The following is a 14,121-nucleotide window of genomic DNA, read 5'->3' as shown; positions in this document are numbered from 1 at the left end:
ATCTCATACTTTCCTGGGAGCGTCATCGTGTGGCGCGCCTAGCGGATCCGCTCGTTGGCGGGATCATAGATCGCCTTCAGCGACACAGTGACCGGGTAGATCTCGCCGCCGACATTGACCGAGTAGTTGCCGGCCCGGATCCAGTCCGCGGTGACCACGGAGTCGTCACCGGCGCGCACGTAGGCCAGCCCGACGCAGGCGCCGGTGGTCGCTCCCCATGCCGCCGAGCTCACCTGGCCGGCGACCGCGCCGTCGCGCAGGATCAGCTCGCCGCCCCACAGCATGGGCTCGGGGGAGTCGACGGCGAAGCTCACCAGCCGCCGCCGCGGCCCGTCGGCTTTGGCCTTCTCCACCGCAGCGCGGCCGAGGAAGTCGACGCCGGTCTTGAGCTTGCAGGCGAACAACAGGCCGGCCTCGACCGGGTTGTCGTTGGGGGTCAGCTCGCGGCCGAAGGCGCGGTAGCCCTTCTCCAGGCGCAGCGACTCGATGGCGTAGTACCCGCCGCGGCCGATACCGAACTGTGCGCCGGCACGCAGCAGATCTTCGTAGACCCCGACCGCGAATTCAGTGGGAACATACAGCTCCCAACCCAATTCGCCGACGTAGGTGATGCGGGTCGCCCGGACGGTGGCGTAGCCCAGCGAGATGATCTGGCTGGTGGCGAACGGGAACGCGGCATCGGAGAGGTCGGCGTCGTTGAGGCTGGCCAGCAGGTCGCGTGAGCGGGGGCCCATCACCCCGAACACCGCCATCGACGACGTGACGTCCACCAGCTCGGCCTGAGCCCCGGCCGGCATGTTCCTGGTGATGTGGTCCTTGTCGCGCTCGGTGGTGGCGGCGCTGCTGACGATCAGGAACTCACTGGCCCCGGTGCGGGTGACCGTCACATCCGACTCGTAGGTGCCCCGTTCGTTCAGCATTCCGGTGTACACCGACTTGCCAACCGGCACAGCGACATCGGCGGTGCACAGCCACTGCAGCGCCTGCTCGGCGCCGGGTCCGGTCAGCAGGTACTTGGAGAACGAGGTCTGGTCGAACACCGTTACTGCCGTGCGGGTGTTGACCTGCTCGGCGGCCGACCACGGCAGCCAGTTCTGCTTGCCCCAGGAGTATTCGATCACCGGTTCCTCGCCTGCGGGGGCGAAAAAGTTGGCCCGTTCCCAGCCCATCCGGCTGCCGAAGTTCGCGTTTGCGCCGACGAGGAGGTGGTGGACGGGGGAGCGCCGGAAGGGCCGCGCCGTGGTGAGTTCCCGGTTGGGCCAGGGGATCTCGTAGTGCACACCGAGCACCTCGGCCACCCTGTCGTGCAGCCAGGCCACGTTCCCGTTGAACGGGGCGAAACGACGGATGTCGACGCCGGTGAGGTCGGTGGTCGCCGACCCGTTGACGATCCATTCGGCCAGCGCGCGGCCCGCACCGCCGGCCGAGGCGATGCCGACCGAGTTGAACCCGGCCCCGACGAAGAAGTTCGCGCACTCCGGCGCCTCGCCGAGGATGAACTGGTTGTCCGGGGTGAAGCTCTCCGGCCCGTTGTACAACTTCTTCAGCCCGGTGTGGTCGAGCGCCGGGATGCGCAGCAGCGCGTTCTCCATCAGGATTTCGAAGTGCTCCCAGTCCTCCTCGAGGAGTTGGAACTCGAAGGGGTACGGGATTTTGTCCGGGGCCACCCAGGGCTTGGCTTCGGGTTCGAAGCCGCCGATCACCAGGCCGCCGACCTCTTCCTTGAAATACGTGTAGCCATCGGGGTCGCGCAGGATCGGCAGGTCGGGGTGCACACCGGCGATAGTCTCGGTGACGACGTAGAAGTGTTCGGCCGAGTGCAGCGGCACGTTCACCCCCGCCATCGCGCCGATGGCCTTGGCCCACTGGCCGGCGCAGTTGACGACGATCTCGGCTTCGATATCGCCGGCGTCGGTCCGCACCCCCGTCACCGCGGTGCCGTCGGTGAGTACGTCGAGCACCCGGACGTGCTCGAAGACCTTGGCGCCGCGCTGGCGGGCGCCTTTGGCCAGCGCCATCGTCAGATCGGTGGGGTTGGCCTTGCCGTCGGCCGGCAGCCAGATCGCACCCACCAGGTCGTCGACCCGCATCACGGGGTAGTGCTCGAAAGCCTCCTCCGGACTGAGCAGTTCGCAGTCCAGGTTGTAGGCGGCCGCGTTGGCCGCGGTGCGGCGAAGCTGCGTCATCCGGTCCTCGGTGCGGGCCACCGTCACCCCGCCGCACTGCTTGTAGCCCGCACTCAGCCCGGTCTCGGCCTCCAGTTCCGCGTACAGCTCGGTGGAGTACTGCACCAGCCGGGTCCCGCTTTCCGAAGCGCGCAGCTGACCGACGAGTCCGGCGGCGTGCCAGGTTGTGCCACAGGACAACTGCCCCTGCTCGATCAGCACCACGTCGGCGCGACCGAGTTTGGTCAGGTGGTAGGCGACGCTGGTCCCGATGACCCCGCCGCCGATGATGACGATCTGGGCGCGGGCGGGCAGCTCTTGCGGCGACATGTCTTCCTCACTTAGTCGGTGGCTTGTGCGTCGTCGAGCAGGCGGGTGAAGTCGGGTCCGCGGAATTCGGCGACAGCCGATTCGTAGCGCTCCATCGCCCACTGCCAGAAGTCGAATTCAATTGCGCTGGAAGCATTCTGGATGCACCCCCACAATGTCCAGCCGTACTTGCCGACGACGCCCTGCAGGCGGGCCCGCGCGGTCTTGTGACGCAGCGGGCGCCCGTAGTACAGGCTGACGAGCTCGGCGAGCTGGTCAGTGGACAGCCCACACTCGGCGGCAAGGTTGCCCAGCTCGAAGCAGGGGTCGTTGTTGCCGGAGTACTCGTAGTCGATCAGCCACACCCGCTCGCCGTTGTCGACGAAGTTGCCCGCCAGCAGGTCGTTGTTACACGGCACGGTGGTCTGATCGGTCGCGTCGAGCACCCGCTGGATCTCGGCGAACGCCGGGGCGTAGTCCAGGTAGTCCGACGGAAGTCGGAAGCCGTTGTCCTGCACCACCTTCAGGTAGGACGGCTGGCGTTCGAACATGTCGAAGCGGCTCCGGAAGCGGGGCCCGGAGTGCAGGCCCCGGACTCCGGTGGCGACACGGTTGAGCACACCGGGTCGCTGCATGTCGGCGTTGGTCAGGGTGACACCGTCCAGGAACCCGACCAGCAGGATCCCGAGGTCGGGGCGGTAGTCGATGACCGGTGCTCCGACGCCCGCCTCGGCCGCAGCCCTGCTGTTGTAGTACTCGTTGTCGCGGTCGATGCCGAGCAGGTTCTTGCTGTTGACGCTGCAGCGCGCGACGTAAGCCCCGGTGGGCGTGGTGATCTTCACGTTGCGGTTGGTCAGGCCGCCGGAGAGTTCCTCGAGCTGACGCGGTTGACCGGTCAGCGCCGGCAGTTGCTCGAGCAGCGCATCCAGTTCCGAGTCGGAGAGGAACGGCATGCTTTAAAAGACTAGACTATTGCAGCATGTCTTCGCACTCGGAACCCCGGCAAGCGCACGAACTGCTTGCACAGTGGGCCGAATCCGCCAACCCTGCCGTCATATTCGATTTCAACGGCACGCTGTCCGACGACGAGCCGATCCTGTTCCAGATCTTCGTCGAACTCTTCGGGGAACACCTCGGGTGGGCATTGAGTCAGGACGACTACGACCGGCATCTGCTGGGCCACAGCGACCGCGAGATCGTCGAGAAGGCGATCGAGATCACCGGCGCGCGAGTCGATGTGGACCCGCTGCTGGAGCTGCGCAAGCGGCGCTACCGCGACCTCGTCGCCCAGCGCAATCCCATCACCGCCGACACGGTGGGCCTGGTGCAGATTCTGGCCCGGCACAGCGTGCCGATGGCTGTCGTCACCGGCGCTCAGCGCGACGACGTCCACGCCGTACTGGCGAGCAGCCCGGTCGGTGAGGTCATCGAGATCGTCGTCGCCGAAGAGGACGTCCGGCGCGGCAAGCCCGATCCCGAAGGATTCCTTTCCGGCGCCGCACTTCTCGGCCACCCACCGGCGGAGGTCTTGGTGTTCGAGGACTCGGTGCCCGGCGTGCGTGGCGCGCTGGCCGCAGGCATGCGGTGTATCGCCGTCAGCGCCGCACCGAGCGAGGCCCTGCGGTCCGTGGCCCCCGCCGTGGTGCCCGCGCTGTCAGCCGACCTCGTCAGCCACGTACTGCCGGCCCTGCACGCTAAGCACAGCTGAGCTGGTCAGGACGCCGGCGAGGTCTCGACCCGGGCCTGGGTGTCGCGGTCGACCCAGGACTTCACCCTGATGCGGGTCCGGTCGGACCGGAAGTAGTCGTGCGAGAACTCCACGGGGACCCCGTCGCGGTCATGTGCGGTGCGGGTGACGAGCAGCAGCGGGTCACCCTCGGCGACGCCGAGCAACTCCGCACGCGCCGCCGTGGCGGTTGCCGCCTCGATGTGTTCGTCGGCCGAGAACAGCGGTATGCCGAACTCGTCGGCCATCAACGCGTACACCGACCCGGTGAGGTCCGCGGACAACAGGCCGGGGAACAGCCCCGCCGGCAGGTAGGTCTCCTCGAGGAGCACCGGTGCCCCGTCGGCCGAGCGGATCCGGATGATCTCGTGCACCCGGGCGCCGCGTGAGAGGCCCAGCGCCTCGCGTACCTCCGGTCTCGGGACGCGGGTGGTGGCGCTGACCACCTGCGCCCCGGCAGCCATGTCCAGCCGGCGCAACTGCTCGGTGAAACCCGGCATGCCGGTGTGGTCGAACTCCAGCCGCGAGGTCTCGACGAAGTTTCCGCCGAACCGGCCCCGGCTGCGCCGGATCAGGCCCTTGGCCTCGATGGCCCCCAGCGCCTGGCGCAGCGTCATGCGACTCACGCCCAGCGCCGCGGCGATGTCGACCTCGGCAGGCAGCTTGTCACCCGGTGCCAGCCGGCCCGAGACGATGAGTTTCTCCAGCCACGCGGCGATGCGGGCATGGGCGGGCTGATCGGAAACGATGCTCAGATCGGGGCGTTTGCCCAGCACCGCGTCGTCCATCGACAGCACCCGCACAGGGCCGACTCTACCGCCGTTGGCGGCCTGAATTGTGTGGTCAACGACCGGATGGGCGGTTATCGGGCCGGTTCTGGGACAATTGTCGGCGGTGACATGGATATGCACACGACTTCGTTGACCCCGTCGACGCCGGCTCAGGTGTCCGGCCCGGCTGCTGAGGCGCTCGTCGATCTGGGGGCGATCGCCGACAACGTGCGGGTTCTGCGCGAGCGCGCGGGATCCGCCGAGGTCATGGCTGTCGTCAAGGCCGACGCCTACGGGCATGGCGCTCCGCAGGTGGCCCGCGCCGCGGTGGCCGCCGGGGCGGCCGAACTCGGTGTCGCCACCATCGACGAGGCCATTGCGCTGCGCAGCGCCGGCATCACCGCACCGGTGTTGTCGTGGTTGCACCCGCCGGGCACCGACTTCGCCCCTGCGCTCAATGCCGACGTGCAGGTCGCGGTCTCCTCCGCACGGCAGGTCGGCGAACTGCTCGCTGCCGTCGAACGCACCGGGCGCACCGCACAGGTCACCATCAAGGTCGACACCGGGCTCAACCGCAACGGTGTCAGCCCCGCGGACTATCCCGGCGTGCTCACCGAACTGCAGCGCGCCATCGCGGCCGACGCGGTGCGGGTGCGCGGCATCATGTCCCATCTGGTGAGCGGCGACGCACCCGAAGATCCCCTCAACGACCTTCAGGCACAACGATTTTCCGACATGCTGGCCCAGGCCCGGGCACAGGGAGTCGACTTCGAGGTGGCGCACCTGTCGAACTCCCCGTCGGCGCTGACCCGCCCCGACCTCGGCTTCGACATGGTTCGGCCGGGTATCGCCGTCTACGGTCTGAGCCCCATCCCGGAACTCGGCGACATGGGACTTCGTCCGGCGATGACGCTGAAATGCACTGTGGCGATGGTGAAGTCGGTGAAGGCCGGCGAAGGGGTGTCCTATGGCCACACCTGGATCGCCGACGAGGACACCAACCTCGCGCTGCTGCCGATCGGATACGCCGACGGGGTCTACCGCACCTTGAGCGGTCGCATCGACGCACTGATCAACGGCCGGTTGCGGCGCAACGTCGGCCGGATCTGCATGGACCAACTCGTGGTCAACCTCGGCCCCGGCCGCCCCGATGTGGCCGAGGGTGACGAGGCCATCCTGTTCGGTTCCGGCGCGGCAGGTGAACCGCGGGCCCAGGACTGGGCCGACCTGCTGGGCACCATCCACTACGAGGTGGTCACCAGTCCACGCGGCCGGGTGGTGCGTACCTACCGGGAGGCCGACGCCGGTGGCCGCTGATTCTGAAGGTACGGCGAAGCCCAAGCGTGCCAAGGGTATCGACGAACGTCTGGCGCGCCGTGCCGAGAAGACCGCCGCGCGGTTGGCCCGCAAAGCCGACAACCCCGGGCTGGGTGCGGGCCGCAAGGCAGGCCTGCTGGCCGGGGTTGCCGGACTGAGCGCGGTCGGCACCGCCGCGGGGGTATCGGCAGCGCGGGCGCTGCGTCAGAAGAAGTTCATCGAAGACGCCTACGAGGGTGAGGATTTCGCCCTTCTCGATGCCGACCGCGGCTGTGTGGTGACCACCCAGGACGGCATTCCCCTCGTGGTGCGCGAAGTCGGTCCGATCACTGCACCGCTGACCGTGGTGTTCGCCCACGGCTTCTGCCTGCGGATGGGGTCATTTCACTTCCAGCGCGCGGCGCTGGCGCAACGGTGGGGCGACCAGGTGCGGATGGTGTTCTACGACCAGCGCGGCCACGGACAGTCCGCTGCGGCACCGGTCGACACCTACACCGTGACGCAGCTTGGGCAGGATCTGGAAACCATTCTGCAGGTGATGGTTCCGCGGGGTCCCGTGGTCCTCGTCGGGCACTCGATGGGGGGTATGACAGTGCTGTCGCACGCCCGGCAGTTCCCCGAGCGATACGGTCAGCGCATTGTCGGGGCGGCGCTGATCTCCTCGGCCGCCGAGGGACTGTCGCGCTCGCCGCTCGGTGAGATCCTGCAGAACCCGGCCTTGGAGGCGGTGCGGTTCGCCGCCCGCTACGTACCTCAGCTCGTGCACCGCACCCGCGGTGCGGCCCGGTCGGTCCTGCGCCCGATCCTGCGGACCGCGTCGTTCGGCGGCGAGTCGATGAGCCCCAGTGTCGTGGCCTTCTCCGAGAGCATGATTCACGACACCCCGATCGCCACCCTGGTGGAGTTCCTGCACGCACTCGAGGTGCACGACGAGAGCGCGGCGCTGCCGGTGCTGGCCCGCATCCCCACCATGATCGCCTGCGGCGACCACGACGTGATGACCCCGGTCAAACACTCCGAGGAGATGGCGGCGGTGTTGCCCGACAGCGAGTTGGTGATCGTCCCCGGCGCCGGCCATCTGGTCCAACTCGAAGACCCGGACATCATCAACGACGCGCTGGTGCGCCTCGTGGAACGCGCGACACCGTCGAAACTGGTCGCGTTCGCCCGCCGGTTGAAGAATCGTGCCCATGGCTGAGACCAGAATCGGCAGCGGCACCGCTGAACTGCCGACCCTCGAGGACACCATCGCGTTGGGTATCGGGCTGGGGGAGAAGCTGCGTGCGGGTGACGTGGTCGTGCTGTCCGGTCCGCTCGGCGCGGGAAAGACCGCCCTGACCAAGGGAATCGCGCTGGGCCTGGACGTCGACGGGCCGGTAACCTCGCCGACATTCGTCCTCGCCCGCGTCCACCGGGCCAAGCAGCACGGCCAACCGGCGATGATTCACGTCGACATCTACCGCCTGCTCGACAACGAGGGCGCCGACCTGCTCGCCGAACTGGACTCGCTGGATCTGGACACCGATCTCGAGGACGCTGTGGTGGTCGTCGAGTGGGGCGAGGGCGTGGCCGAACGGCTCTCCGACAATTACCTCGACATCACCCTGGAACGCCGCGCCGACAGTGAGACCCGTACCGCGACATGGCACTGGAACCACCGATGACTCGCACTATCCTGGCCCTCGACACCGCCACCCCGGCCGTCACCGCCGCTATCGTCTCCCGCGGCGACAGCGGGCGATCCGAGGTCCTCGGGCAGCGGGTCAGCATCGACGCCAGGGCCCACGCTGAGCTGCTGACCCCCAACGTCGTCTCCGCGCTGGCGCAGGCCGGGCTGACGATGGGCGACATCGATGCCGTCGTGGTCGGCTGTGGCCCTGGGCCGTTCACCGGGCTACGGGTCGGGATGGCCACCGCCGCCGCCTACGGCCACGCTCTCGGCGTGCCCGTCTACGGGGTGTGCAGCCTCGATGCCATCGGTGTCCTGACGGCCGGCGAGGTCTTGGTGGTCACCGACGCCCGGCGCCGTGAGCTGTACTGGGCCCGCTACCGCGACGGGGTGCGCGTCGACGGACCGGGTGTGGAGGCGGCCGCCGACGTACCCCTCGCCGGGGCGCAGGCGGTCGCCGGCTCACCCGACCATGTCGGCCTGTTCGATCTGCCCGCACTCGAGTTCACCTACCCGACGGCGGTGGGACTCGTTGCCGCAGTGACGGATTGGAGTGACGAACCGGAACCGCTGGTCCCGCTGTACCTGCGCCGGCCGGACGCCAAGACACTCGCCGAACGCGGGGTGTTGCGGTGAACGTCGTCTACGGTCCCTTGCAGAAGACCGACGCCGCCCGCTGCGCCGAACTGGAGATGCAACTGTTCGACGGCGACGACCCGTGGCCGGAGTTCTCGTTCGTCCGTGAACTGGCCGCCGCGCATAACCGCTACGTCGCCGCGCGGGTGGACGACAAGCTCGTCGGCTATGCGGGGATCTCCCGGCTCGGCCGCACCCCGCCCTTCGAATTCGAGATCCACACCATCGGTGTCGACCCGGCCTATCAGGGCAAGGGAATCGGACGGCGGATGATGACCGAACTGCTCGACACTGTCGGCCCCGGCTCGGTGGTCTTCCTTGAAGTCCGCACCGACAACGAGCCGGCGATCGCGCTGTACACCAGCCTGGGCTTCAAGAAGATGGGCGTGCGCAAGCGGTACTACCAGGCCAGCGGGGCCGACGCCTACACGATGCGACGGGACGGGACGCACGATGACAACTAACCCTGAGTCGCTGCGCTCCTGCCCGCCGGCGACAAATCCCCCCGAGTCGCTGCGCTCCTGCCCGCCGGCGACCACCATCCTCGCCATCGAAAGCTCTTGTGACGAAACGGGAGTCGGCATCGCACGCTTGCACGCCGACGGCACCGTGGCACTGCTGGCCGACGAGGTGGCCTCCAGCGTCGACGAGCATGCCCGCTATGGCGGCGTGGTGCCCGAGATCGCCTCCCGGGCTCACCTGGAAGCGCTCGGACCGACCATGCGCCGCGCGTTGGCGACCGCCGAGATCGACAAACCCGACATCGTCGCGGCCACCATCGGACCCGGCCTGGCCGGGGCACTCTTGGTCGGGGTGGCTGCCGCGAAGGCCTACGCCGCGGCATGGGGGGTGCCGTTCTATGCCGTCAACCACCTCGGCGGCCACCTGGCCGCCGACGTCTACGACCACGGCCCGCTGCCCGAAAGCGTGGGACTGCTGGTGTCCGGCGGACACACCCACCTGCTGCACGTGCGCTCGCTGGGCGAGCCGATCGTCGAACTCGGCAGCACTGTCGACGACGCGGCGGGGGAGGCCTACGACAAGGTGGCCCGGCTGCTCGGGCTGGGATACCCCGGCGGCAAGATCCTCGACGACCTGGCCCGCACCGGCGATCCGCAGGCGATTGTGTTTCCGCGCGGCATGACCGGCCCGCGGGACGAGCGGTTCGCGTTCAGCTTCTCTGGCCTCAAGACCGCGGTGGCGCGCTATGTGGAGAGCCACCCCGACTACAACGCCGCCGATGTGGCCGCGGGCTTCCAGGAGGCCGTCGCCGACGTGCTCACGGCCAAGTCGGTGCGTGCCGCCACCGAGCTGGGGGTGTCCACCCTGCTGATCGCCGGCGGTGTCGCGGCCAACTCCCGGCTGCGTGAGCTCGCTGAAGAGCGTTGTGCTGCAGCCGGATTGACGTTACGCATCCCGCGTCCGCGGTTGTGTACCGACAATGGGGCGATGATCGCCTCCTTCGCCGCCCACCTGATCGCCGCGGGCGCCTCGCCGTCCCCGCTTGACGTGCCCAGCGACCCCGGCCTGCCGGTGATCGCGGGGCAGGTGGCATGAGCGCGGCCGACAAGCTGGAGATCGCCGAACTGCTGTACCGCTACGCCGAACTCATCGACGCCGGTGACTTCGACGGCGTCGGGCAGTTGTTGAGCCGCGCCACCTTCGGCGGTGCCAAGACACCGACGGTGTCCGGTGCGGAGAACATCGCCGGCTTGTTCGCGATGACCACCCGCCGCTTCCCCGATGGGGGCACGCCCAAGACTCGGCACCTCGTCCTCAACGCTCTCATCGACCTCGACGGCCACAGTGCTGCTGCCCGGTCGACCTTCCTGGTCGTCCAGGCCACCGACGCCGTGGCGTTCCAGCCGATCGTCGCCGGCCGCTACTACGACCGCTTCGCCCGCGACGGCGACGGCTGGTACTTCACCGAGCGCAAGGCCGATGTCGAGATGGTGGGCGACGTCTCCGATCACCTGCTCATCGATCCCCGCGCGTTCGACAAGCCGGGCGAAGGATGAGCCCGGTGAGGAGAAGCGCAATCCGGCCGCGCGCGTTCGACAAGCCGGGCGAAGGATGAGCCCGGTGAGGAGAAGCGCAATCCGGCCCCGCGCGTTCGACTAGTGATGCACTACGACCTGCGGCTGCGGCCGGCGCAACCGGCCACCCCCGCGCCCGACGCGTTCACGATCCACCGCAGTGAGGTCCCGCCCAGCCCCGGCCGCGACGGGCTGTCGCTGGCCTACGTGCACGAAGGCGTGGGCGGCTACCCGCTTCTGCTGCTGCACGGCTATCCCGAGACCAAGCGCATCTGGTGGCGCAACATCGCCGCCCTGGCCGACGCCGGTTACGAGGTCATCGCGCCGGATCTGCGCGGCTATGGCGATTCCGATCTGTCGGCCGACGACGTCTACGACTTCGCCGCCTACAGCCGCGACGTCTACCACCTGGTGCACGACGTGCTCGGTCACGGGCGCTGCGGTGTGGTCGGCGGCGATGTCGGCGGTGTCGTCGCAATCGACCTGATCCACCGCTTCGACGGGTTCGTCGACAAGTTGGTGTTCTTCGATTCGGTGCCACCGCTGGTCTTCGAGGACTACATCGCCGCGGGCATCGACCCGGCGGCCGTCCTGCGTGACGGGCCGACCGGCGACTACCGCCGGCTTCAGGGGCAGACACCCGACGTGCTGGCCGCCGAACTCGACACCGCCGACAAGCGCCGCCGCTATGTCTCCGGCATGTACGGCCATCGATTGTGGGCTTCGCCGGGCACGTTCGACGACACCGACGTCGACTTCATGACCGAGCCGTTCGCCACCGAGGAGCGGCTGCGGGCGGGCTGGGCGGTCTACCAGATGGCCTATGGCCGGGCGGTCAGCGAGGCGCCCATCATGGACCGCAAGGTCGACGTGCCGACCCTGTTGCTCTACGGGATGGACGATCAGGTCGTCGGCCCCGAGTTCGTGCACACCTGCGAGGTGGCCTTCACCGACCGGACCGGACCCGTCGTGCTGCCCGGGGCCGGGCACTTCCTGCAGTGGGAGCGGGCCGACCTGTTCAATGCCCTGGTAATCGCGTTTTTCGGGGACGTCCGGGTGGCCTACGAGCGGTCCGGGCGGCCTGCGGGCTAAGCCGTGGGCGAATCTGCGCCGGGCCACCCTTGAGTGCTAGCACTCTCATGTATAGAGTGCTAGGTGGCACGCGGCCAACCCCCTGCGCCGGCTCCCGCGACGACGGCGCGAAGGCTTGGACGTATGCCGAACACCTGGTTAAACCGACAGGTCCGGGGAAAAGCCCCGGGCCCGCACCCCTAACAGTGGAGGGCTCCATCGTGGCGAGCGTGAACATCAAGCCACTCGAGGACAAGATCCTCGTACAGGCCAACGAGGCCGAGACGACCACAGCGTCGGGTCTGGTCATTCCGGATACCGCCAAGGAGAAGCCGCAGGAAGGCACCGTCGTCGCCGTCGGCCCCGGCCGGTGGGACGAGGATGGCGAGAAGCGGATCCCGCTCGACGTCGCCGAGGGCGACACCGTCATCTACAGCAAGTACGGCGGCACCGAGATCAAGTACAACGGCGAGGAGTACCTGATCCTGTCGGCACGCGACGTGCTGGCGGTCGTCAACAAGTAGCACCCGTGTACCGCCCCGGCGATCCCCGCACTCGCGGGTGATTTCCGGGGCGGCATGCGTCAACAGGGCAGGAAGAACATATGAGCAAACTGATTCAGTTCGACGAAACCGCGCGCCGCGCAATGGAAGCCGGTGTCGACAAGCTTGCCGATGCCGTGAAGGTGACGCTGGGTCCGCGTGGCCGCCACGTGGTGCTCGCCAAGGCCTTCGGTGGTCCGACCGTCACCAACGACGGTGTGACCATCGCCCGGGAGATCGAGTTGGAGGATCCCTTCGAGAACCTGGGGGCTCAGCTGGTCAAGTCGGTGGCCACCAAGACCAACGACGTCGCCGGCGACGGCACCACCACTGCGACCGTTCTGGCGCAGGCCATCATCAAGCACGGACTGCGCAATGTCGCTGCCGGTGCGAACCCCATCGCGCTGGGATCGGGCATCGGCCGTGCGGCCGACGCCGTGTCCGAGGCGCTGCTGGCCGCGGCCACCCCGGTGGCCGGCAAGACCGGCATCGCCCAGATCGCCACGGTGTCCTCGCGTGACGAAGAGGTCGGCGAACTGGTCGGCGAGGCGATGACCAAGGTCGGCCTCGACGGCGTCGTCAGCGTCGAGGAGTCCTCGACCCTGAACACCGAGCTGGAGATCACCGACGGTGTCGGCTTTGACAAGGGCTTCATCTCGGCCTACTTCGTCACCGACTTCGACTCGCAGGAAGCCGTCCTCGAGGACGCGCTGGTGCTGCTGCACCGCGACAAGATCAGCTCGCTGCCCGATCTGCTGCCCCTTCTGGAGAAGGTGGCCCAGGACGGCAAGCCGCTGCTGATCGTGGCCGAAGACGTCGAAGGGGAGGCGCTGTCGACACTGGTCGTCAACGCCATCCGCAAGACGCTGCGGGCCGTCGCGGTCAAGGCGCCGTTCTTCGGTGACCGCCGCAAGGCGTTCCTCGAGGACCTGGCCATCGTCACCGGTGCGCAGGTGGTCAACCCCGACGTGGGTCTGCTGCTGCGCGAGGCCGGCCTCGAGGTGCTGGGTTCGGCACGACGTGTGGTCGTCAGCAAGGACGCGACGGTGATCGTCGACGGTGGCGGCACGCAGGAAGCCATCGCCGACCGGGTCAAGCAGCTCAAGAGCGAGATCGAGGCCTCGGAGTCCGACTGGGACCGCGAGAAGCTGCAGGAGCGGCTGGCCAAGCTGGCCGGCGGTGTCGCAGTGATCAAGGTCGGTGCGGCCACCGAGACCGCGCTCAAGGAGCGCAAGCATCGCGTCGAGGATGCTGTGTCGGCGGCCAAGGCCGCGGTCGAGGAGGGCATCGTTGCCGGCGGCGGTTCCGCACTGGTGCAGGCGCGCAAGGCGCTCGAGCCGCTGCGGGCGTCGGTGTCCGGTGACGAGGCCCTCGGTGTCGAGGTGTTCGCCTCGGCGCTGTCGGCCCCGCTGTTCTGGATCGCCACCAACGCCGGTTACGACGGTGCCGTCGTGGTCAACACGGTCAGCGAACTGCCTGCCGGGCACGGCTTCAACGCCGCGACGCTGACCTATGGCGACCTGATCGCCGACGGTGTGATCGATCCGGTCAAGGTGACCCGCTCTGCGGTGGTCAACGCCGCATCTGTGGCGCGCATGCTGCTCACCACCGAGACTGCGATCGTGGAGAAGCCGGCAGAGGCTGCCGACGACGGCCACGGCCATCACGGTCACGCCCACTAGATAGTCGCTACGAAACACCCCCGGTCCTGTTGGGCCGGGGGTGTTTTCGTTGTTCGGGGAGGCCGCTGCCGGGTTGCGTCGCGATCGTCGATGGTGCGGTTTCGTTCGCGACTCGCCGCTGACCGCGTATCGCGCTGCACACCCGACAAGGGTCGGCGCCCGCATGGCTGCTCAGCTAATTTTCGGACTTTTGGTCTG

14 protein-coding genes are annotated in these 14,121 nt (G+C 68.3%); 11 read left to right on the top strand and 3 right to left on the bottom strand.

All coding sequences use genetic code 11. The annotated features are described in order from the left end of the window. Positions 1 to 38: 38 nt before the first annotated feature. Together HBE64_RS19265 and HBE64_RS19260 are read right to left on the bottom strand one after the other, a co-directional pair. Positions 39 to 2,495, bottom strand: coding sequence for an FAD-dependent oxidoreductase (locus HBE64_RS19265; protein WP_167105748.1), 2,457 nt, complete (start codon positions 2,493 to 2,495; stop codon positions 39 to 41). Positions 2,496 to 2,506: 11 nt separating this feature from the next. Beyond that, positions 2,507 to 3,427 (bottom strand): choline/ethanolamine kinase family protein, encoded by a 921-nt coding sequence (locus HBE64_RS19260; protein WP_167105745.1) that lies wholly within the window; start codon positions 3,425 to 3,427, stop codon positions 2,507 to 2,509. 26 nt (positions 3,428 to 3,453) lie between these two features. On the opposite strand from HBE64_RS19260, the gene HBE64_RS19255 reads away from it, so the two are divergent. Then, a complete protein-coding gene (locus tag HBE64_RS19255) occupies positions 3,454 to 4,182 on the top strand; it encodes an HAD family phosphatase (RefSeq protein WP_167105742.1) in 729 nt (242 codons plus the stop codon). 5 nt (positions 4,183 to 4,187) lie between these two features. On the opposite strand, the gene HBE64_RS19250 is transcribed toward HBE64_RS19255, so the two are convergent. Beyond that, complete coding sequence (locus HBE64_RS19250; RefSeq protein WP_167105739.1) at positions 4,188 to 5,003, bottom strand: GntR family transcriptional regulator; 816 nt, start codon at positions 5,001 to 5,003, stop codon at positions 4,188 to 4,190. A 96-nt stretch (positions 5,004 to 5,099) separates the two neighbouring features. Between HBE64_RS19250 and alr the strand changes: the two genes are divergently transcribed. The 10 genes from alr (at position 5,100) to groL (ending at position 13,923) form a co-directional block, all read left to right on the top strand. Then, complete coding sequence (alr, locus tag HBE64_RS19245; RefSeq protein ID WP_167105736.1) at positions 5,100 to 6,287, top strand: alanine racemase; 1,188 nt, start codon at positions 5,100 to 5,102, stop codon at positions 6,285 to 6,287. 109 nt (positions 6,288 to 6,396) lie between these two features. Next, positions 6,397 to 7,485: an alpha/beta fold hydrolase gene (locus HBE64_RS19240; RefSeq protein ID WP_167109446.1), complete on the top strand. Its 1,089-nt coding sequence runs from the start codon at positions 6,397 to 6,399 to the stop codon at positions 7,483 to 7,485. Further along, positions 7,478 to 7,951 (top strand): tRNA (adenosine(37)-N6)-threonylcarbamoyltransferase complex ATPase subunit type 1 TsaE, encoded by a 474-nt coding sequence (tsaE, locus tag HBE64_RS19235; RefSeq protein ID WP_167105733.1) that lies wholly within the window; start codon positions 7,478 to 7,480, stop codon positions 7,949 to 7,951. Before HBE64_RS19240 ends, tsaE begins: the two co-directional genes overlap by 8 nt. Then, positions 7,948 to 8,592 (top strand): tRNA (adenosine(37)-N6)-threonylcarbamoyltransferase complex dimerization subunit type 1 TsaB, encoded by a 645-nt coding sequence (tsaB, locus tag HBE64_RS19230; protein ID WP_167105730.1) that lies wholly within the window; start codon positions 7,948 to 7,950, stop codon positions 8,590 to 8,592. Before tsaE ends, tsaB begins: the two co-directional genes overlap by 4 nt. Positions 8,593 to 8,648: 56 nt before the next feature. Continuing rightward, on the top strand, positions 8,649 to 9,056 hold the full coding sequence (gene rimI, locus HBE64_RS19225) for a ribosomal protein S18-alanine N-acetyltransferase (RefSeq protein WP_167109444.1): 408 nt from the start codon (positions 8,649 to 8,651) through the stop codon (positions 9,054 to 9,056). After that, positions 9,046 to 10,149, top strand: a complete 1,104-nt coding sequence (gene tsaD / locus HBE64_RS19220; protein ID WP_243841383.1) for a tRNA (adenosine(37)-N6)-threonylcarbamoyltransferase complex transferase subunit TsaD — start codon at positions 9,046 to 9,048, stop codon at positions 10,147 to 10,149. Before rimI ends, tsaD begins: the two co-directional genes overlap by 11 nt. Further along, complete coding sequence (locus HBE64_RS19215; RefSeq protein WP_167105727.1) at positions 10,146 to 10,610, top strand: nuclear transport factor 2 family protein; 465 nt, start codon at positions 10,146 to 10,148, stop codon at positions 10,608 to 10,610. Before tsaD ends, HBE64_RS19215 begins: the two co-directional genes overlap by 4 nt. Positions 10,611 to 10,715: 105 nt before the next feature. Further along, the gene (locus tag HBE64_RS19210) at positions 10,716 to 11,720 is read left to right on the top strand and encodes an alpha/beta fold hydrolase (RefSeq protein WP_167105724.1); all 1,005 of its coding nucleotides are present in this window, start codon (positions 10,716 to 10,718) and stop codon (positions 11,718 to 11,720) included. Between the two features lie 200 nt (positions 11,721 to 11,920). Continuing rightward, complete coding sequence (gene groES, locus HBE64_RS19205; RefSeq protein WP_003887755.1) at positions 11,921 to 12,223, top strand: co-chaperone GroES; 303 nt, start codon at positions 11,921 to 11,923, stop codon at positions 12,221 to 12,223. 80 nt (positions 12,224 to 12,303) lie between these two features. Further along, the gene (gene groL, locus HBE64_RS19200) at positions 12,304 to 13,923 is read left to right on the top strand and encodes a chaperonin GroEL (RefSeq protein WP_167105721.1); all 1,620 of its coding nucleotides are present in this window, start codon (positions 12,304 to 12,306) and stop codon (positions 13,921 to 13,923) included. Positions 13,924 to 14,121 lie beyond the last annotated feature (198 nt).

It is taken from the genome of Mycobacterium sp. DL592, from assembly GCF_011694515.1.
Classification (GTDB): Bacteria; Actinomycetota; Actinomycetes; order Mycobacteriales; family Mycobacteriaceae; genus Mycobacterium.
The sequence above is the reverse complement of the archived record's forward strand: the minus strand, read 5'-3'. Positions and strand labels throughout refer to the sequence as shown.